This window comes from Burkholderia sp. AU45388, assembly GCF_030481585.1.
GTDB lineage: Bacteria > Pseudomonadota > Gammaproteobacteria > Burkholderiales > Burkholderiaceae > Burkholderia > Burkholderia sola.
Genome location: NZ_JAUJPV010000002.1, coordinates 437,777 through 457,121, shown reverse-complemented (window position 1 = coordinate 457,121; position 19,345 = coordinate 437,777). Strand labels below are relative to the sequence as shown.

At 66.0% G+C, this 19,345-nt stretch carries 16 protein-coding genes and 1 pseudogene; 11 read left to right on the top strand and 6 right to left on the bottom strand.

The annotated features are described in order from the left end of the window. Positions 1-116: 116 nt before the first annotated feature. Together tssH and tssE are read left to right on the top strand one after the other, a co-directional pair. The gene (tssH, locus tag QZM72_RS05975) at positions 117-2,840 is read left to right on the top strand and encodes a type VI secretion system ATPase TssH (RefSeq protein ID WP_301737490.1); all 2,724 of its coding nucleotides are present in this window, start codon (positions 117-119) and stop codon (positions 2,838-2,840) included. Between the two features lie 15 nt (positions 2,841-2,855). Beyond that, positions 2,856-3,281, top strand: a complete 426-nt coding sequence (gene tssE / locus QZM72_RS05970) for a type VI secretion system baseplate subunit TssE (RefSeq protein WP_089468902.1) — start codon at positions 2,856-2,858, stop codon at positions 3,279-3,281. 74 nt (positions 3,282-3,355) lie between these two features. Here the strand turns inward: tssE and QZM72_RS05965 are convergent, their stop codons facing one another. Together QZM72_RS05965 and QZM72_RS05960 are read right to left on the bottom strand one after the other, a co-directional pair. Then, positions 3,356-4,258: an NAD(P)H-binding protein gene (locus QZM72_RS05965; RefSeq protein WP_301737715.1), complete on the bottom strand. Its 903-nt coding sequence runs from the start codon at positions 4,256-4,258 to the stop codon at positions 3,356-3,358. 231 nt (positions 4,259-4,489) lie between these two features. Next, positions 4,490-5,407, bottom strand: a complete 918-nt coding sequence (locus QZM72_RS05960; RefSeq protein ID WP_301737489.1) for an AraC family transcriptional regulator — start codon at positions 5,405-5,407, stop codon at positions 4,490-4,492. 193 nt (positions 5,408-5,600) lie between these two features. Between QZM72_RS05960 and QZM72_RS05955 the strand changes: the two genes are divergently transcribed. Continuing rightward, positions 5,601-5,795, top strand: a complete 195-nt coding sequence (locus tag QZM72_RS05955; protein ID WP_089468900.1) for a hypothetical protein — start codon at positions 5,601-5,603, stop codon at positions 5,793-5,795. A 21-nt stretch (positions 5,796-5,816) separates the two neighbouring features. Here the strand turns inward: QZM72_RS05955 and QZM72_RS05950 are convergent, their stop codons facing one another. Beyond that, complete coding sequence (locus QZM72_RS05950) at positions 5,817-6,770, bottom strand: LysR family transcriptional regulator (protein ID WP_089468899.1); 954 nt, start codon at positions 6,768-6,770, stop codon at positions 5,817-5,819. A gap of 100 nt (positions 6,771-6,870) precedes the next feature. On the opposite strand from QZM72_RS05950, the gene QZM72_RS05945 reads away from it, so the two are divergent. The 3 genes and pseudogenes from QZM72_RS05945 to QZM72_RS05935 form a co-directional block, all read left to right on the top strand. Further along, positions 6,871-8,229, top strand: coding sequence for an NAD(P)/FAD-dependent oxidoreductase (locus tag QZM72_RS05945; protein ID WP_301737488.1), 1,359 nt, complete (start codon positions 6,871-6,873; stop codon positions 8,227-8,229). A 326-nt stretch (positions 8,230-8,555) separates the two neighbouring features. Then, a complete protein-coding gene (locus QZM72_RS05940) occupies positions 8,556-8,990 on the top strand; it encodes a phosphatase (RefSeq protein WP_301737487.1) in 435 nt (144 codons plus the stop codon). A gap of 182 nt (positions 8,991-9,172) precedes the next feature. After that, positions 9,173-10,783: pseudogene (locus tag QZM72_RS05935) on the top strand (histidine-type phosphatase); the annotation flags it as partial. Between the two features lie 96 nt (positions 10,784-10,879). Here the strand turns inward: QZM72_RS05935 and QZM72_RS05930 are convergent. After that, positions 10,880-11,410: a YcxB family protein gene (locus tag QZM72_RS05930; protein ID WP_089468895.1), complete on the bottom strand. Its 531-nt coding sequence runs from the start codon at positions 11,408-11,410 to the stop codon at positions 10,880-10,882. A 331-nt stretch (positions 11,411-11,741) separates the two neighbouring features. On the opposite strand from QZM72_RS05930, the gene QZM72_RS05925 reads away from it, so the two are divergent. Further along, on the top strand, positions 11,742-12,056 hold the full coding sequence (locus QZM72_RS05925; RefSeq protein ID WP_301737486.1) for a hypothetical protein: 315 nt from the start codon (positions 11,742-11,744) through the stop codon (positions 12,054-12,056). 22 nt (positions 12,057-12,078) lie between these two features. Here the strand turns inward: QZM72_RS05925 and QZM72_RS05920 are convergent, their stop codons facing one another. Next, entirely contained in the window at positions 12,079-12,375 is a 297-nt protein-coding gene (locus QZM72_RS05920) for a hypothetical protein (RefSeq protein ID WP_301737485.1), read from the bottom strand. 427 nt (positions 12,376-12,802) lie between these two features. Here QZM72_RS05920 and QZM72_RS05915 point away from each other — a divergent pair, with 427 nt between their 5' ends. Then, the gene (locus QZM72_RS05915; RefSeq protein ID WP_301737484.1) at positions 12,803-14,407 is read left to right on the top strand and encodes an EAL domain-containing protein; all 1,605 of its coding nucleotides are present in this window, start codon (positions 12,803-12,805) and stop codon (positions 14,405-14,407) included. An 18-nt stretch (positions 14,408-14,425) separates the two neighbouring features. Here the strand turns inward: QZM72_RS05915 and QZM72_RS05910 are convergent, their stop codons facing one another. After that, the gene (locus QZM72_RS05910; RefSeq protein ID WP_256979719.1) at positions 14,426-14,785 is read right to left on the bottom strand and encodes a hypothetical protein; all 360 of its coding nucleotides are present in this window, start codon (positions 14,783-14,785) and stop codon (positions 14,426-14,428) included. A gap of 262 nt (positions 14,786-15,047) precedes the next feature. Between QZM72_RS05910 and kdgT the strand changes: the two genes are divergently transcribed. The 3 genes from kdgT (at position 15,048) to QZM72_RS05895 (ending at position 18,970) form a co-directional block, all read left to right on the top strand. Further along, on the top strand, positions 15,048-16,067 hold the full coding sequence (kdgT, locus tag QZM72_RS05905; protein WP_301737483.1) for a 2-keto-3-deoxygluconate transporter: 1,020 nt from the start codon (positions 15,048-15,050) through the stop codon (positions 16,065-16,067). 199 nt (positions 16,068-16,266) lie between these two features. Then, the gene (locus QZM72_RS05900) at positions 16,267-16,392 is read left to right on the top strand and encodes a hypothetical protein (protein WP_301737482.1); all 126 of its coding nucleotides are present in this window, start codon (positions 16,267-16,269) and stop codon (positions 16,390-16,392) included. A gap of 193 nt (positions 16,393-16,585) precedes the next feature. After that, positions 16,586-18,970 carry a DNA polymerase II gene (locus QZM72_RS05895; protein ID WP_301737481.1) on the top strand — a complete coding sequence of 795 codons (2,385 nt, stop codon included), beginning with the start codon at positions 16,586-16,588 and terminating at the stop codon, positions 18,968-18,970. Positions 18,971-19,345: the final 375 nt, after the last annotated feature.

The window sequence follows — 19,345 nt, the reverse complement described above, 5'->3', positions numbered from 1 at the left end:
GCCGGCGCCTCGAGCGGTTCTTTTGCCAGCCTGACCGGCTCAGGCTGGCCTTCCTGTTCCCGAGACCCAGTCCGGCCAACGACTGCGCGTCGCCCCTTCCCTCTCCAGGCATCGACATGACCCCGCGCGACACGACCCACCTGCTCCGCCGACTCAATCCGCACTGCGCGAAGGCGCTCGAAGCGGCCGTGAGCTTATGCCAGACCCGTCTCGCGGACGAGATCACCGTCGAGCACTGGCTGCTGAAGCTGATCGAGGCCGGTGACGGAGACATCCCGGCGATTCTGCGGCACTACGGCATCGATATCGACACCGTCTGGGATGCGCTGCTCGCGTCGATCGAGCATCTTCCACGCAATCTTCGGGGCAAGCCGGCCCTGTCTCCGCAACTGGCGACCGTGCTGCAGGACGCATGGCTGCACGCTGCGTCCGAGACAGACGACGCGGCCATCCGGTCCGGCGACCTGCTGCAGGCGATCGTCAATAGGCCCCACGTACTGCGCGCGCAAAACGCGTGGCCTCTGCTGTCCGTCAGCAGCACGCAGATCCGGCGCGTCCTGCCGCGCCTTGCTCATCGTTCATGCGAGCGCTCGCGTGCGAACGACGTCGAAAACGGTGCGGATGCCCCTCCGATCGTCCCCGCGGCCCATCAGACGCCAGAATCGGCCGCCCCCGTCGCGGCAGCAACGCGCACGCCCTGCCGAACCACGGACGGCGACGCCCTCTCCCGCTTCGCGATCGATCTGACAGACAAAGCTCGACGCGGCGAGATCGATCCGGTATTCGGCCGCGATCGCGAAATTCAGCAAATGGTCGACGTGCTCGCGCGTCGGCGCAAGAACAATCCGATCCTCGTCGGCGAACCGGGCGTCGGCAAAACCGCGCTCGTCGAAGGCCTCGCGCTACGCGTCGCCGAGGCAAGCGTCCCGAACGTGATTCGCGACGTGCGCATCCTGACACTCGATCTGGGCCTGTTGCAGGCCGGCGCCGGCGTGAAAGGGGAATTCGAGCAACGCTTGAAGAACGTCATCGACGAGGTTCAGTCTTCACCGGAGCCGATCCTGCTCTTCATCGACGAAGCGCACACATTGATCGGCGCGGGCAATGCCGCCGGCGGCGCCGACGCCGCGAACCTGCTCAAACCGGCGCTCGCCCGCGGCGAACTGCGTACGATCGCGGCGACGACATGGTCGGAATACAAGGAATTCTTCGAGCGCGACGCCGCGCTCGAGCGCCGTTTCCAGATCATCAAGGTCGGCGAACCCGACGACGATGCGGCATGCCTGATGCTGCGCGGCCTGAAGACCCGCTATGCGGAATATCACAACGTGCACATTCGGGACGATGCGCTGATCGCGGCAGTGAAACTCTCTCGACGCTATATTCCCGCAAGGCAACTGCCGGACAAGGCAGTCGATCTGATCGATACCGCTGCCGCGCGGGTGCGCATGGGGCTCGAATCGCCGCCCCCGGAACTGCAACGCGCGCGCGCCGCCGTCTCCGCCCTCGAACTCGAACGGGCGACGCTCGACGCGGACGCGCAGGCCGGTATCGATGACATTGCGCCCCGGCGCGCGACGCTGGAGGACGCGCTTTCCCAGGCGCGGAACATCCTGACCGGCCTGCAGGCGCGCCATGTCGGCGAACGCGAACTGGTCCGCCTCGTTCACCAGCGTCGAGCGGAGGTCGCCGAAGGCGGCTCGGCGTCCAGCCGCGGCCAGCTCGATGACATCAGACGCTTACTCGCCGATCGGCAAGGCAACGCACCGCTGATCTCGGTCGACGTCGATGCAGCGGCCGTCGCACGTGTCGTCGCGGAATGGACGGGTGTGCCGGTCGGCAACCTCGTCGAAGACGAACTGCTGAGCCTGCTGAATCTCGAACGGCAACTGGCGACGCGCGTGGTCGCGCAAGACGATGCGCTGGCTGCGCTCGCGGAGAGCCTGCGCACCGCGAAGGCAGGGCTCAAGAATGAACATGCGCCACTCGGCGTCTTTCTGCTCGCTGGGCCATCGGGCGTCGGCAAGACCGAAACGGCGCTGGCCCTGGCCGACCTGCTGTTCGGCGGCGAGGCCGCCCTCACGACGATCAACATGTCGGAATATCAGGAAGCACACACGGTGTCGCAACTGAAAGGTTCGCCACCAGGCTATGTCGGCTACGGACGCGGCGGCATCCTGACCGAAGCCGTGCGACAGCGGCCGTACGGCGTCGTGCTGCTCGATGAAGTCGAAAAAGCCCACCGCGACGTGCTCGACATGTTCTATCAAGTGTTCGACCGCGGCATGATGCGCGACGGCGAAGGACGCGAGATCGACTTCCGCAATTGCGTGATTCTGATGACGTCCAATCTCGGCAGCGCACGAATCGACGAGATGACCGCCGACGATCCGCGGGTTTCCCAGGCGGCGCTGCTCGAGTCGATCCACCCGCAGCTCGTGGCGCACTTCCAGCCCGCGCTGCTCGCGCGCTTCCAGTCGCTGGTCTATCGGCCGCTCGATGCCGCCGCACTCGCGTCGATCGTGCGGCTCAAGCTGTCGAAGGTCGCCGACCGCCTGCGCCGGCAACACGACGTCGAGCTGGCGTGCGACGCATCATTGATCGACACGATGGCCGAGCTTTGCCTCGCGCGCGAGTCCGGTGCGCGCAACGTCGATGCGTTCCTCAACCAGCGGATTTTGCCGAACGTGTCGCGTGAACTGCTTGCGCGCATGGCGGCCGGGGCCGCGCCGGAAAGGATCGTGTTGTCGAGCTCGGCCGAAGCGAGCGTGACGATCGATTTCATCGACCGAAGCAACGTCGTGGCGGGCGCGACGAAGCCGACCCGCGCGACCCCGTAACCGGAGGCCAGGATCATGCAGGCGCGTCCCTCTCTCCACGACATGCTGCTCGGCCAGATCGGCGGTGAGCCGCTCGATGCTTACGACGACCGGACACTCGAGTGCATGAGCGTCCAGCAGAATGTGCAGCGCATCCTGAACACGCGAGCCGGTGCGCTGAAACATCTGCCGGACTATGGTCTGCCGGATCTGACGAACATCTACAAGGCGCTACCCGCGTCAGCCCACATGCTCAAGCAGCAGATGGAGGCGACGCTCGTGAAATATGAGCCTCGTATCCGCTCCATCGACGTCGCCATCCTCGAAAACGACGATCCCGGCGTGCTGGTGAGTTTTGAAATGACGTGCCATCTGAAAAAAGCCGGACTTGTGCGGTTCGGTACATATTTCGAGCCTCCCGGACGCATGTGGTTGAAACGCCGATGTGTCGGGCACGATTGAAGTGCTCCCTCACGTCCGGGCCGGGTTTCGCAACTTGCCAATCCCGGTCCGTCGATATGGACACCAGATGCCGGTTACCCGCTGCACGCCCGCGCCGCATGCGCGCGCACCAGCACGGCAAGCGCTTCCTCCAGCGTCGTCGTCCCGTACACCCGCTCCGACACGTCGGCTTCCACATCGATGCGCCCAGCGTTGTGCACGTCGTACAGATCGACGATCAGCTGTGCATGACGTTCGCTGAGCCCGGCACGCAGGAGCGTCGCGCTCCACGTATCGCGCGGCAACGCGTGCGCGACGATCGCGCGGCGCGCCACGGCGCCCAACGTATCCGCGATCGCCGTCACGCTCACCCGCCGCGGCCCTTCGACGCTGACGATGCGCGGCCCGCTTCCGCCTTCCGGTGCATCGAGCAGCAGCCTCGCCGCGACGACGCCCACGTCGGGCGCCCAGACCGTCGGAAATACCTTGCCGACCGGGTGGTGGAAGCTCGGCAGCACGCCCGTGCCGAGCGCGACCGGCAACGCGCGCGCCCAGTTCTGCAGATGCTCGGCTGAGCGTAGCAGCGTCAACTGCGTCGGGATCGTCTTCAGACGTGCCTCGAAGTCGCGGAACAGACGCGTGATACCCGTATTGCCTTCGAGCTCCGCGCCGTAGTCCGACAACGCAAGCAATGCCGGCGGCGGATTCGCGGCGAGCGCGGCGGTCGCTGCATCGATCGTTCTCGTCATCGTCGCGGCCGGATCGGGATCGACGGCCGGAGCCGGGCACAGTAGCTGCACGGCCTGCGCCCCGTCGATCGCCGCGGCGATCGCGTTCGCGTCCGCCAGGCCCGCGATCGCGACATCGCAGCCGAGCTGCACGAAACGTTCACGATGACGTGCGTCGCGCAGCACCGCGCGCACGGAATGGCCTGCGTTGCGCAAGGCTGTCACGGTGGACAGGCCGACGTTGCCGGATGCGCCGAAGATCACGAACACGATTCGCTCCTGATGGATGAAAGTGTTGTGATTGTCGGCATGCGCGGCCGCGAAGGCGCTCACGGAGGGATGAATCGAGCAGGAAAGGATGACGCGTTGAGCGGCCGTAGCCATGCGGGGGGCTCCGATGCAAGCGCGTCAAAACCGGAGAAGGTGAATGCAGTAATTGTCCAACAACCTGTTGAACAATTACCCTCGGCTCAAATGCAACGCCCGTGCACCGCTGTTGCGTTATGCGTCTCTCCCGCCATCCTCACCGTCATAAGCCAGCCGCAACCCGCCCCGCGCGCCCGACCGCGCAATCTCCGTCGGCGTCGCGCCCAGCAAGCGGTTCATCCAGTTCGCCATGTGGCTCTGATGCGCAAACCCGGCTTCCAGCGCGATCTGGCTGATGCTGAGCCGGCCTTCGAGCAGCAGCGCCTTCGCGCGCTCCACCCGGCGCCGCACGACGTACTGGTGCACGGGCATCCCGAGCGTTTCGCGGAACAGCACCTTGAAATGCGGCACGCTGATCGACACGAGCGCCGCCAGTTCGGCCAGCGTCATGCGCCGGTCGAGATTCGCCTCGACATAGTCGATCACGCGCGCCGCGGCCTTCGGCGCCAGCGTGCGCCGGCGTTCGCGAAACGCCGGCTGGCCGTCGACCAGCCGCGCGACGAGCGCCGTGCACAGGCTTTCCGCGTAGAGCGGATCCGATGCGTCTTCCGCTTCGAGTTCGGCGGCCATCGCCCACGCGATGTGCTGCAGCCGCGGGTCGCGCACCTGCAGCCGCCGGCGGATTTGCGCATGCGACGGCTTCAGTTCGAGCTGTTCGACGGTGCGTCGCACGAACGTGTCGCTGAGCGCGATGTGCAGGATCCGGCAATCTGCGCTGTCAGTCCATTGGCCGGGCAGGCCGGCCGGAATCACGTCGACGTCGCCGTGCGCCTGGATGCGCGACACGCGCTCGCCGTCGCACACGCAATCCGCGCGCACCGGCGCACCGATATGCACGCCGATCCGGTGATGCGCGGCTGCCGGAATCCGGTACGTGCCCGCGCGAATTTCCAGCAGCGACGCGCCGAAGCCGCGCCAGCCGAGCCCGCGGCTGGAGCGCAGGCTGACGGGGACGCCGTTGTCCGTCGGCGCGGCAAGAATCGGATCGCTCATTGATGGTCTCCACCAGATCGGGTGCCGAACGCGCATTGTGACGCGTTTCGGGCCGGCGTGCCGGCCCTGCTCGGCCGCCGGCGAATCAAGCAGAAAAAGATCATCCGTTTCTGCTCGGGACGATCCTTGCGTGCGCGCCGGCGGGCGCCGCACCGCTTACGATCAGCTCATCCGACACCTACGGAGCGCCGTCATGCCCCATTACTGCCCGCAACGCGCGGCGTTCGTCGCGCGTTCGCCGTCTTCCGCGCGCCCTTCATCCAGCCCCGATTCCCGCACCGGCCACACCGCCATCGCCGCGTGGTGCCTGCGCGTCGTCGGCTGGTACCGGCTCGAACGGCTGCTCGCGTCGATTCCCGACAGCAACGACGACTTCGGGCTCGTCTGACCGCACGGTCGACACCCCCACCTATTTGCGTCGCCGCTCGTGCGAGGCCACCGTCGCGCCGTCGATCACCGGCGCGCCCTGCTTGATCAGGAAGTCGCGGAACAGCCCAGTCACCTGCGAGATCCGCCGGTCGGCGAGCGTGACGACATACCATTCGCGCTCGATCGGGTTGCCGGGAAACGGCAGTTGCCCGAGCAGCCCGGTGCGCAGTTCGAGCGCACACGCGTGCAACGACAGGAACGCAACGCCGAGGCCCGCTTCGGCCATCTGCTTGATCGCCTCGTTGCTCGACAGTTCGGAGCCCACATGAAAGCGGTAGCCCGCGTTCTTGAACAGGCTCTCGACGGTCGAGCGCGTACCCGCACCGCGCTCGCGCACGAGCAGGTGCGCGGATTCGAGATCCTTCAGCGCGACGCGCTTGCGCTGCATCAGCGGATGGCCGGGCGCCGCGACGAACACCATCGGATGCTTCGCGAACTCGACCGCGTGCGTGCGCAGCTCCTTCGGCGCGCTGCCCATCACCGCGAGATCGATTTCATGCGTCGCGAGCATGCGAATGATGTCGTCGCGGTTGCCGACCTTGAAATACGTCTTCACGTGCGGACGCGTCGCGGTGAATTTGACCAGCAGCGGCGGGATCAGATATTCGGCCGTCGTGATCGCGCCGATCCGCAGCGTGCCGCCGAGATCGCCCGTCAGCGCGGCCACTTCGTCGCCGGCCTCGCTCCACAGATGCAGGATCTCGCGCGCGTAGCGCGCCACGATCTCGCCGGCCGCGGTCAGCTGCACGCCACGCCCCACCCGCTGCAGCAACGCGGCGCCCACGGCCTCCTCGAGCAGGCGAACCTGCAGCGACACGGCCGGCTGCGTCAGGTTCAGCTCCTCCGCCGCGCGCGACACGCTGCCGAGCCGCGCGATCATGTCCAGCGCCTTCAACTGCTTGAACGTCGCGGTCTTTCCTATAAGTGAATACATATGAGTCGCTTATAAACATTAAATTGTTCGACTGGGTACGAAACTATATCGTCGGTTCTTGAGCAATGTCATCCGAATCGTCATTCAGCGGGAGCCCAACATGGACAACATCACGCCCACCCTTGCAACGGAACGCGCACCGCGTGTGCCGCGCATCGTGATCGTCGGCGGCGGCGCCGGCGGCCTGCAGCTCGCGACGCGCCTCGGCGATACGGTCGGACGCCGCGGACAGGCCGACGTCGTGCTCGTCGACCGCTATCCGACGCACTTCTGGAAGCCGCTCTTGCATGAAGCCGCATCGGGCCATCGCGATCCGGCCTCCCACACGATCGAATACGCGGCGCAGGCGAAGCGCCACGGCTTCCGCTTCGTGCAAGGCGCGCTGCAGCGGGTCGATCGCGCGGCGCGCACGGCGACGATCGAGGCGGTGCAAGATGCAGACGGCACGGAAATACTGCCGCAGCGCACGCTCGACTATGACGATCTCGTGCTGGCGGTCGGCAGCGTAACGAACTTCTTCAACGTGCCGGGCGCCGAGCGTCATGCGCTGCCGCTCGAAAACCTCGACCACGCCGAGGACTTCCGCCGCAAGTTCCTCGCCGCCTGCACGAAGGCGAATCACGTTGCCGAGCAGCAGCCCGCGCGACGCGCGGCACCGATCTGCATCAACGTGATCGGCGCCGGTGCGACGGGCGTCGAGCTGGCCGCCGCGCTACGCCACGCGATCCAGCAACTGACCACGTATCGTTTCAAGGCGCTGGTGTCCGCGCGCGACGTCCACATCCGGCTGATCGAAGGCGGCCCGCGCATCCTGCCGGCACTCGACGAACGGCTGTCCGGCAAGATGCACGCGCAGCTGCGCGCGCTGAACGTCGACGTGCTGACCGATACGCGTGTGGCGGAAGTCGGCGCGGACGCCGTGACGACCGCGACCGGCGAACGACTCGCGAGCGACATCACGATCTGGGCAGCCGGCGTCGCGGGCCCCGCGATGCTGCGAGACATCGGCGACATCGCGCTCAACCGGTCGACCCAGGTGATCGTGACCGACACGCTGCAGACGCCCGACGATCCGCACGTGTATGCGTTCGGCGACTGCGCGGCGTGCCCGTCGACCGGTGCAAGCGGGTTCCTGCCGCCGCGTGCGCAGGTCGCGCACCAGCAGGCCGTGTATCTGGTCAACGCATTCGCGCGCCGCATCGCCGGCAAGCCGGTGGCCGGCTTCACGTTTCACGACGCGGGCACCGTCGTGTCGCTGGGGCATGCGGGCGCCGTGTATCAGGCGGACATCGGCGTGCGCTCGCGCTCGCTGATCGTCGACGGGCTCGCGGCGATCGGGCTGTACAAGCTCCTGTATCGCAAGCACCTGTTCAGCGTGGTCGGCATGAAGCGCGCGCTGTTCCAGTCGCTGAGCCATTGGCTGCAAAGCCGCAACCAGCCGTCGATCAAGCTGCATTGATCGCTCCGGTTCGCTTCCAGCATCGCAACGCGGCATATCGGGCGGGCATCGCTCGATATGCCGTTTTTTTATATGCATACACTCGATGCGTTCACAATGCGCGCCACGCTGGTGCATCACGTTGAACGACGTCGACACGACGCCATTCATGCGGGACATGCCGCGCGACACGCATCCCCCGCCCGCTCTGGCTCGCCGCCTCATTCATTAGTCGAATCGTATGAGTCGGATAAAAATATTAATTGGTCGCGTTTTCCGGAACGACGCTAAGGTGTGTGGCATTCCCGTCGGCGAACGGATCATCACGTTTCTGAAAAGGAATCACCGTGGTCATCGAAGCCATCGTCACCCGTCTCGACGCAGCATTCGCGCAGATCGAAGCCACCCCGGATTCGCGCGAATCGCGCCATCAGCGCGATGCAATCATCCAGTGGCTCGACCGCGCATCGGAAGAGGGCTATCGGCTCGGTCTCGTCACGACGCTGCCGGCCGCGCGGCTCAACGACATGTTCGAAGGCCAGTTCGGCCGCGCGAACCTCGACCGCTTCTCGGTCGTCGTCACGGATACGAATCAACAGGACTCCGGATCGAATCGGCATCCGTTCGATGTCGCGCTGCAAGCGCTCGGCGTGCCGCGCGAGCGCGCGGTCGGGATCGCGAGCAGCGAACCGGAACGCCGTGAAGCCGAGCATTTCGGGCTGTCGCGCTGCGTGAACATCACCGATACGGTGCGCTCGATCGCATCCGCCGGGCTGCACTGAACGTCGGCACACGGGCCGACCACGGCCGGCCGTCAACATGGATCCGGCGGCAATCCGACGATTGCCCGACCGCACCCTGACATTCTGCTGTCAAAGTCGCTTGCAACACTTCCGGGCTCGACCACATTCCCCCGGAGACGGGACGACGCACAAGCGCTTCGTCCCGTCCGTTGCCCGCCACGATGACACGCCCGCACCGCACCGCCGCCACCCTCGCGATTACCTGCCTGTTGCTCGCCGCTTGCGGCGGTGCAGATTCGACACCGCCCGCCGCGTCGGCCGGCAACAACGGCACGGCGCCCGCACCGCAGCCGCAGCCCACGCCGCCCCCCGCACCCGCGACCTACTACCAGACGAAGACGCCGTACCGCCCGCAGCAGGATGCCGCGACGTATGAAGCGCCGCCGGCCGGCTACGCGCCCGTCTATACCGAACTCGTCGCCCGTCACGGCTCGCGCGGGCTGTCGGGCTTCAAATACGACGGCGCGATCTATGCGATGCTGGTCAAGGCCGAGGCCGACGGCGCGCTGACGCCGCTCGGCGTGCAGCTCAAGGCCGACACGTACGCGATGATGAAGGCCAATGCGCTGCTCGGCTATGGCGTGCACGGCATCTCGACACCCGGGTACGGCAACCTCACGCAAACCGGCATCCGCGAACATCAGCAACTCGCCACGCGTCTCGCGCAGCGGCTGCCCGCGCTGTTCGCCACGGGCAACCGGCAGGTGGTCGTCGTCAACTCGGGCCAGGATCGCGCGGTCGACAGCTCGACGTATTTCTCGGCGGCGCTGGTTGCCGCGCAGCCGGCACTCGCGCCGGCCATCACGCTGCCGGCCGCGCCCGCCGGCTATCCGGCGAGCGCACCGGTCGCGCAACCGGCCGGCACCAACCGCTTCCTGCTGTATTTCCATTCGCTGAAGCCGGCCACCGATCTCGTGACCGACACGAGCGATCCGTACTACGCGACCTATCAGGCGAGCCAGGCGTACCAGACCTATGCAAACGACGCGACGGTGGCCGCGAAGCTGAAGGCGATCAAGGCCGCGCCACAGGCGGCCGACGTCGCGCAAACGGTGCTGTCCGCGCTCGTGTCGCCGACCTTCATCGCCAAGCTCGGCGCCGACGGCTACACGTTCTCGAACACCGGCACCTATGCGTTCACGTCGACGGACGGCAAGTTCACCAACACGCTGAAAGGCGACGGCAAGACGAAGATCGCGACCGCCGTCGATGCGGTAAACGTGCTGTACAACCTGCTGCAGGTCGCGTCGGCGATGACCGCGGAAACCGGCGGCGTCACGATGGAGAAGTACATCGGTGCCGAGCAGGCGCGGTACCTCGCGTATCTGCAGGATGCCGAGGACTACTACCAGAAGGGGCCCGGCATCCAGGAAGCCAACCCGGTGACCTACCGGATGGCAAAGGTGCTGCAGGACGATTTCTTCGGCGAAGTCGACGCGATCGCGCGCGGCGACCTGACGCACGCCGCGAAGCTGCGCTTCACGCACGCGGAGATCGTGATTCCGTTCGCGTCGATCATGAACCTGAAGAACGTGTTCGTGCCGACGCCGCAGGCGCAGACGTATACGTATGCGAACAACCCGTGGCGCGGCGACCAGGTGTCGCCGATGGCCGCGAACATGCAGTGGGATGTCTATCGCAACGGGTCGCGGCTCATCGTGAAGATGCTGTACAACGAACGCGAAACCGATTTCCAGGCCGCGTGCGACGGCGCGAAGATCGCGGCGGGCAGCCACTTCTACGACTACGCGGGGCTCAAGCGGTGTTACGGTATCAGTGATCTGACGCGTGAGGCTTTCGCGCCGCAAGCACACCTTGAAACCGGGACGGCGCAGACCGTCCGGACTTCGTCATGGGCTCCACGCCCGCTAGACTTTGCGCACGCCGTTCTGAAGCAGAACTTGATGAAGGAATGCCACTTGTCCGTCGTTCAGCACGCGCGTCGGTACCACGCGGAACATCACCGATGATTGATACAGCAGGATCATTTGACGATCCTCGCTCCAGTGAACGAGATCCGCATACTGAATTTCGTCGCGCGAAGTCGGCGTTTCCACAATGAACCGGTCGCTTTGAAAAATGACCGTATAAACCTGATGAAGCGTCTTTTGCTGGTCGTAAATCTTGCGACCTGCGCGCGGCAGTATCAGATGATTCAGGATGGGCACGCCGATCGCGACGACAGCCGCGATTCCCGCGGCCATCCAGACATAGCGCCATTCCGGAAAATGTCCGCTCGCTACCCGAACGCCGCCGACGAGCAGGACGACGTACGCGATCGTACCGATCGCAAATGACTTGAGCAGGTATTTCGGGTTGTACCTGCGCCAAAGATGCAGGCGGTATGCATGGACGAGGTCATCCGCGGTTATTTGGAAAACGACTTCGGTATCGCTCATGGGGGCTCGGAACGCTCTCTGGTTCTTGTAATTACTCTTGGCGCTTCACCGCGAGCACCACGCTCCGGCGGGTTGGCAGTGCGCGCACACGGTGACGGCAAACGAAGCCGCGTGATATCGCTGATCGCCGGCCGATCGATGCACGGCGACAATATACATGCGCGGAACGACACCCGTGTGGAGAACCGCCGCGGCAGTGGCGCGACCGGCAGTCGGAGCGCACGCAGCGTCGCACGCGGCCAAGCGGCCGGTTCGGGAACATGACACGCATCTCGCGCCGACGAACTCGCGCCGGCTCGCATGGTCGAACGAACATCGTCGGAGAGCCCTCATGAAACGCGTCGCCCTTGCCGCTGCCCTGACCCTGTTTACCGCCGTCAGCCTGCCCGTGCCGGCATTCGCCGGCGCTTCTTCCGGGGCCGCCGCGCCGGTTCAGGCTCAGGCGGCATACGCGAAAAATTGCGTGCCGTCGCGGGAGGCCGCGCAAGGCGTCCGCACCCCCTCCAACGCGCCGCCGATCCGCGTCTGCGTGGGCGATTCCGACACACAACTGAATCTGCCGTGGTTCGTGACCGATATCCTCACCGCGGTGGACACGCACCAATCGCCCGGCGGCCTGCTCCACAAGATGCGCAACGATTTCTGACTCGCCGCCGGCATCGCCTCGTTCACGGCACGTCGGGGCGCTTCAGCACCTGGATGAAGGCGCCGACGATGCCGGCCCACATCGCGGGGTCGGCAATGCGCTCCAGCAGCCCCCGCAATTCCCGTCGTTCTCCTTCCGACAACACGCCGTGCGCGCCGCGGATGCTGTCGTAATGCGGCGTACCGCGCGACGCGAGCGCCCGATCGAGCGAATAGTCGCGGGCGGCGCCGTCCACCGAGATCCGAATCCACAGTGAACCGCCGTCCGCCACGGCGGCGCCATCGGTCACGATGACCGTGGGTGCGGCATTTTCTTCCATCACAACGCTCCGGTTTTGACACGCGGGCGGCAGTCTGCCGACAACGGTGCCACATGAAAATGTTTCTCTCCGAGACACAATCACGAAACCTCATCAATATTTAGACAACAATATTTCGCAATAGCGCGCCGCGTCTTATACTGGCCGCGCACCATCCTCGTGCCAAGAGACGGTGTCTTTTGTCCCGGCTGCACACACTGTGCGGCCGGGGCTTTTTTCGGTACGCTGCGTCGATATACACGCGCAATGCGCACACGTTATTGAGAAATGCTGCCAGATAAATGGCCGATCGCGACGGGCTCGGGCCAATGCCCGTCGCGACGGCCGAATCGATAGGCGTCCGAAACCGGCGCGCGAGCCGCATGGCCCGAATCAGGCATGCGGCATGCGCGCCGTCGGCGCATCGACCGGTTCGACTTGCCAATCCATGCGTATAACACCAAAGGCAATCGCGGGACCACGGACGCGCGCGCCGGGCTCGACGCCCCTTTTCCACCGCAGCGGCGCGCGGCCGCGCGCCATCCTTTTCGCCGCCGCGATCATCTGCGTCCTCGTGCCGGCGGTCGCGATCGTGCTGGCCGACCGCTACGCACGCGAAGCCGTCACCACGCACGAGCGCGTCGCGGCAAACGACATCGTGGCTTCCGTGGACCGCATCCTGGATGGCGTGCGCCTTCGACACGCGGACGAGCTGACCGCACTCGTCGGGCGGCCCTGCACGACGGTGTTCCGGACGCTGGCCGAAGTGGGCACTCGCCTGCGCTATCTGCGTGCGGTCGGGCTGGTGAACGACGGTCGCCTGATGTGCTCGTCGGCACTCGGTTCGATCGACCTGCCGCTCGACGCGTATGCACGCGAGCCCGCCCCCGGCGCGATGACCGTCACGCTGCTGCGCCAGACGCCGTTCCAGCGTGGCATTCCGGTGCTGTCCGTATTCCGCGCCACCGCGCGCGGGGCGGGCGTCCTGTATGTGATCGAAGGCGACTACGTGGCCGACGCGCTCGCCCACGGCACCAGTAACGAAGCGGAAACGGCCACGCTGTCGATCGCGGGTTCGGGCCGCCTCGATCAACACGGGAAATTCACGCCGGAAACGGACGCACGCCCTGCGGGCGGCAGCACGATCGCGTCGCAGCGTTGGCCGTTCACGGTGTCGGCCGTCGCATCGGCGCGCTATGCGTCACAGGTCCGGCGCCACTACCGGCTGATCTGCGCGACGATCGTGGTGCTGGCCGATAGCCTCGTGATGGCTGCCTACCTGCTCGCGATGGCGCCGCGACGGCTGTTGCTGAAGGCCGTGCGCCATGCGCTCCGGCGCAACGAGTTCCATGTCGTGTACCAGCCGATCGTCGACGTGCAGACGCGCAGGACGGTCGGCGTCGAAGCGCTGCTGCGCTGGCACCATCCGAAGTGGGGGGCCATCGGCCCGGCCGTGTTCATCCCGCAGGTGGAATCGAGCACGCTGCTGCCGAAGGTCACCGAATTCGTGCTGCGCACGGCGGTGTCCGAACTGACCGCGCTGACACCGTCCGCACCGCTGCGCATCGCCGTGAACATTGCACCGCGGGACCTCGAGCGCACGCAGTTCGTGGCCGTCGTCGAGCAAGCGATCCGTGCGCTGCCGCCAGGCTTCACGCTGGTGCTCGAAGTCACCGAGCGCATCCTGCTCGAAAAGAACGCACGCACCACCGAGATCTTCCACGCGCTGCGATCCAAAGGCGCGAAGTTCGCGATCGACGATTTCGGTACGCATCACAGCAATCTCGACATGCTGTCGCGCTTTCCGTTCGACTACGTGAAGATCGATCGCCAGTTCGTTTCGCAACTGGATACCGGCAGCGCGAAGCTGATCGAGGGGATCGCGGCCGTCGCGCATCACTACGGCCTGAAGATCATCGCGGAAGGCGTGGAGACGGAGGCCCAGCATCGCGCGCTGCATGCGGTCGGGATCCAGTACGCGCAGGGCTACCTGTATCAGCGACCCATGCGCGCGGAGAACCTGACGCGCGATTTCGCCGCGGCGACGGTGTAGCGGCGCCGCCGACGGCGACTACTGCGCGCCGTATTGACCGCCGAGGTGCACGCGGCCCTCTTCGATCCATCCTTCGAAGTCGTCGCCGGTCTTGCCGTTCACGTACATGATGTTGTACCAGTGCCCGTGCGACTTGTAGACGGTCACCGAATCGCCGGGGACGATGAAGGTCCGCTTCGTGATGCACTGCGCGTCGGGCGCCGAATGGAAATACGCGCGCCCCGTGCCGATGACCGTGCCGAACGCCGGCGGCCGGAAGTTGTCGTCCGGGCCGCTCGTGGCCGCGTCGAGCTTCCCGCAATCGACCGCGCTCTTCGCGTGCGCGCCGTTCGCGCCCAGGCTCACGCCGAGCACCAGTATCGCGATGCCCATGCGCATCGTCATTTTCATCTTCATCGTTCGCCCTCTACGCCTTATCGTTTTTTCGGTTTGCCGGTTCGCGGCCGGCACACGCTCGATCCTGCGCGGCCGTGGTCGCTTCGACTCGTCGCGTCGACTCGTCGCTTCGATGCCGGCCGCTTCCGGATGATACGACTACCATCGAAACGCATAAAAACGGACCACCGTTCCGAATCATGTCCTATAGTCAGTCAGCAGACATCATTCGACAACTGGACGCATCGACGTCCACGGAGGAGACGTGAAGCTGAAACAGGCCATCGACCGCATTCCCGGCGGGCTCATGCTGGTCCCGATGCTGCTGGGCGCATGCGTGCATACGTTCGCACCGAATGCCGGGAAGTACTTCGGCTCGTTCACCAACGGCCTCATCGCGGGCACGGTGCCGATCCTCGCCGTGTGGTTCTTCTGCATGGGTGCGACGATCGACCTGCGCGCGACGGGCGTCGTGCTGCGCAAGTCGGGCACGCTGCTCGCGACGAAGATCGTGGTCGCGTGGCTCGCGACGGTGATCGCCGCGCGGTTCATCCCCGACGACGGCATCCGCACGGGCCTGCTCGCGGGCCTGTCGCTGCTGGCGATCACGACGTCGATGGACATGACCAACGGCGGCCTCTATGCGGCCGTGATGCAGCAGTACGGCACCAAGGAAGAAGCCGGCGCGTTCGTGTTGATGTCGATCGAATCGGGGCCGCTCGTCAGCATGCTGATTCTCGGCGCGGCCGGCGTCGCGGTGTTCGAGACGCGGCTTTTCGTCGGCGCGGTGTTGCCGTTCCTGATCGGCTTCACGCTCGGCAATCTCGACGTGGCGTTGCGCGAATTGTTCGGGCGCTGCGTCCATCCGCTGATTCCGTTCTTCGGCTTCGCGCTGGGCAACGGCATCGATCTCAACGTGATCGCGAAGAGCGGGCTGCCGGGCATCGCGCTCGGGCTCGCGGTGATCGTCGTGACGGGCGTGCCGCTGATTCTTGCCGACAAGTTTCTGGGCGGCGGCAATGGCACGGCGGGGCTGGCCGCGTCGTCGACGGCCGGCGCCGCGGTCGCGAACCCGGCGATCATCGGCGAGATGATTCCGAAGTTCAAACCGATGGTGCCGGCGGCAACGGCGATCGTCGCGACCGCGTGCCTCGTGACGGCGATTCTCGTGCCGATTCTGACGGCGATGTGGGCGAAACGGGCGGCCAAGGCATCAGGGATGCCGGTGGGGGTCGCGGCGCGGGCGGCGCATGGCGGGGCCATCGAGCATGAGGGGCATGTTTGAGGGGGGAGGGTGGTTCGGGTGCGGCCTCAGGCACCGAACATCCGGGCGTCCGCCGGCCATGACGTTGCAAACGCTCACCTTGATGTAGGCTCAAGAATCCGGCCCACGTCTCCCAAACCGACGTTTTCCGGAGTGCCTTCCATGCCCACTTCCGTCCTGCTGCGTACCTACCATTCGCACCTCTATCCGGGGCGGCATCGTGACGCTCGACCATGATGTGCCGCGCACCGCCAAGTCGCATCCCGTCGTCATCGAATTCCCGGATGGCGACGGCGCCATCGCGACACTGTCCCACGTCGGTGACGATGCCCTCGACTCGCGATAGAGGAATACGTCACGCAGAAGCGCCACGCAATCGTCATGCGCCACTGGTTGCCGGGGCCGATCGATGCGGCCCGCACGGGATGGCGCATCACGCGCCGCCTTTCCTGCCACCTGATGCCATCGGCCCGACGCCGGCGCAAACCGCGTCCAGGCGCTAAAATCCGCCGCCTGGGCATCCACCACGAGCAAGCGTTTTGACGGCGTTCGAGCAGGGCTTCATCCTTACCCGCCACTGGCGGGACACCGCATCCGGCATCGAGATCGAGTTCTGGCTGGCAACCGAACACGGTCCGCGCCGCGTGCGGTTGCGCCCGCAGGAAGCGGTCGCGTTCATCCCGGCCGAACAGCAGGCGCTTGCCGAACGGACGCTGGCCGACGAGCGCGAAGCCGAGTTGCGCCCGCTCGCGCTGCGCGACTTCCGGCAGCGCCCGGTCGTCGGCCTCTATTGCAAGCGCTACCGCCATCTGTCCGGGCTCCAGAAGCGGCTCGCCGCCGCCGGTGTCGATGTCTACGAAGCCGACGTGCAGCCGCCCGACCGCTACGCGATGGAGCGCTTCATCACCGCATGCGTTCAGTTTCGCGGCCAGCCCGGCCGCGACGGGACGCTCACCGGCGGCGAGCTGAAGCCCGCAACCGGTTACCGCCCGACGCTGCGCTGCGTGTCGCTCGACATCGAAACCAGCGTTCACGGCGAGCTGTACTCGATCGCGCTCGAAGGCTGCGGACAACGTCAGGTCTACATGCTCGGCCCGCCAAACGGCGACGCAAGCGGCAGCGCAGCCCCCCTTGACTTCAACCTCGACTATTGCGACAGCCGCGCCGCCATGCTCGCGCGGCTCAACGACTGGTTCGACGCGCACGACCCCGACGCGGTGATCGGCTGGAACCTCGTGCAGTTCGACCTGCGCATCCTGCACGCGCACGCGGAGCAATTCGGCATCCCGCTGAAGCTCGGGCGCGGCGGCAGCGTGCTCGACTGGCGCGCGCACGGCCAGCAGCCCGATCACTTCTTCGCGGGCGCGGCCGGCCGGCTGATCCTCGATGGCATCGACATGCTGAAATCCGCGACGTGGACCTTCCCGTCGTTCAGCCTCGAATACGTGTCGCAATCGCTGCTCGGCGAAGGCAAGTCGATCGACAACCCGTACCAGCGGATGGACGAGATCCAGCGCCGCTTCGATTATGACAAGCCCGCGCTCGCGCGCTACAACCTGAAGGACTGCGAACTCGTCACGCGCATCTTCGACAAGGCCGACCTGCTCTCCTTCGCGCTCGAACGCGCAAGCGTCACGGGCCTCGCGGCCGATCGCACCGGCGGCTCGGTCGCGGCGTTCACGCACCTGTACCTGCCGCGCATGCACCGGCTCGGCTACGTCGCGCCGAACCTCGGCGACGTGACAGGGCAGAACAGCCCCGGCGGCTTCGTGATGGATTCGCGCCCCGGGCTGTACGACTCAGTGCTCGTGTTCGACTACAAGAGCCTCTATCCGTCGATCATCCGCACGTTCCTGATCGATCCGGTCGGCCTGATCGAGGGGCTCGCGCAGCCCGCCGACGACGCATCGGTGCCCGGCTTTCTCGGCGCGCGTTTCTCGCGCACCGCGCACTGCCTGCCCGAGATCGTGCGCCGCGTGTGGGAAGGCCGCGACGACGCGAAGCGGCAGCGCAACGCGCCGCTGTCGCAGGCGCTGAAGATCATCATGAATTCGTTCTACGGCGTGCTCGGCTCGACGGGCTGCCGCTTCTTCGACCCGCGCCTGGCGTCGTCGATCACGATGCGCGGCCACGAAATCATGCATCGCACGCGCCAACTGATCGAAGATCAGGGTTACGAAGTGATTTACGGCGATACCGATTCGACGTTCGTGTGGCTCGGCCATGCGCATGACGACGACGAAGCCGGCGCCAAGGGTCGCGCGCTCGTCGAGCACGTGAATCGCTGGTGGCAAGTCCATCTGCGCGAGCAGTTCGGACTCGACAGCGCGCTGGAGCTGCAGTACGAGCGGCATTACCGCCGCTTCCTGATGCCGACCGTGCGCGGCGCGGAAGAAGGCAGCAAGAAGCGCTATGCGGGCCTCGCGGCGACGGCCGACGGCGGCGAGGATCTCGTGTTCAAGGGGCTCGAAACGGTACGCACCGACTGGACGCCGCTCGCGCAGCAGTTCCAGCGCGAGTTGTACCGGCGCGTGTTCAGGCGCGAGCCGTACCAGGATTTCATTCGCGACTACGTGCGTCGCACGCTGGCCGGCGAATTCGACGATCAGCTCGTCTACCGCAAGCGCGTGCGCCGGCCGCTGCGCGAATACGAACGCAACGTGCCGCCGCACGTGCGCGCGGCGCGGATCGCCGACGACTTCAATCACGCACAGGGCCGGCCGCTGCAGTATCAGCGCGGCGGCTGGATCAGCTACGTGATGACGACGGCCGGCCCCGAGCCGCTGGAGACGATGCGCTCACCGATCGACTACGCGTTCTACCTAAGCCGTCAGCTTCAGCCCGTCGCCGATGCGATCCTGCCGTTCCTGCGCGACGATTTCGAACGCGTGATCTCCGGGCAAGGGCAGCTGTTCGGCGACTGACGGACCCCACTCCGGGGGGCCCCGTTGCGCGTGCAACCGATTTCCTTCTAGCAGCGCGTCTCCCCTTGTTTCGCGATCGATCCATAGCGACATCGATCGGCATTCGTACACGCCCGCCCGCCACACGATAAGCAACACCCATTTCCCCGGCCTGACATCGGACTCGGACACCGCGCGCTTCCGGCTGCCGTCTCTGTCCGCGTCACGCGCATCAGGAGTGGTCAATGCGGGTAGCGCCGTCGCAGCACGTGGCGATGCACGATCCCAGCGGCATGCGTCCTTGCGCGCGCTCTCGCATTCTGGAACACAGCCCGCCAGGAATCGCCGTTTATCCGGTCGTTCAGGTTCCTAAATTCCGCGCCGCCCCGCAGGCAT

Excerpts from the sequence above, each read along its gene's own strand:
- tssH (WP_301737490.1), top strand. The coding sequence starts at position 117 with ATGACCCCGCGCGACACGACCCACCTGCTCCGCCGACTCAATCCGCAC.
- tssE (WP_089468902.1), top strand. The coding sequence starts at position 2,856 with ATGCAGGCGCGTCCCTCTCTCCACGACATGCTGCTCGGCCAGATCGGC.
- QZM72_RS05960 (WP_301737489.1), bottom strand. The coding sequence starts at position 5,407 with ATGAGCGATCCGATTCTTGCCGCGCCGACGGACAACGGCGTCCCCGTC.
- QZM72_RS05955 (WP_089468900.1), top strand. The coding sequence starts at position 5,601 with ATGCCCCATTACTGCCCGCAACGCGCGGCGTTCGTCGCGCGTTCGCCG.
- QZM72_RS05950 (WP_089468899.1), bottom strand. The coding sequence starts at position 6,770 with ATGTATTCACTTATAGGAAAGACCGCGACGTTCAAGCAGTTGAAGGCG.
- QZM72_RS05945 (WP_301737488.1), top strand. The coding sequence starts at position 6,871 with ATGGACAACATCACGCCCACCCTTGCAACGGAACGCGCACCGCGTGTG.
- QZM72_RS05930 (WP_089468895.1), bottom strand. The coding sequence starts at position 11,410 with ATGAGCGATACCGAAGTCGTTTTCCAAATAACCGCGGATGACCTCGTC.
- QZM72_RS05925 (WP_301737486.1), top strand. The coding sequence starts at position 11,742 with ATGAAACGCGTCGCCCTTGCCGCTGCCCTGACCCTGTTTACCGCCGTC.
- QZM72_RS05920 (WP_301737485.1), bottom strand. The coding sequence starts at position 12,375 with ATGGAAGAAAATGCCGCACCCACGGTCATCGTGACCGATGGCGCCGCC.
- QZM72_RS05915 (WP_301737484.1), top strand. The coding sequence starts at position 12,803 with ATGCGTATAACACCAAAGGCAATCGCGGGACCACGGACGCGCGCGCCG.
- QZM72_RS05910 (WP_256979719.1), bottom strand. The coding sequence starts at position 14,785 with ATGCGCATGGGCATCGCGATACTGGTGCTCGGCGTGAGCCTGGGCGCG.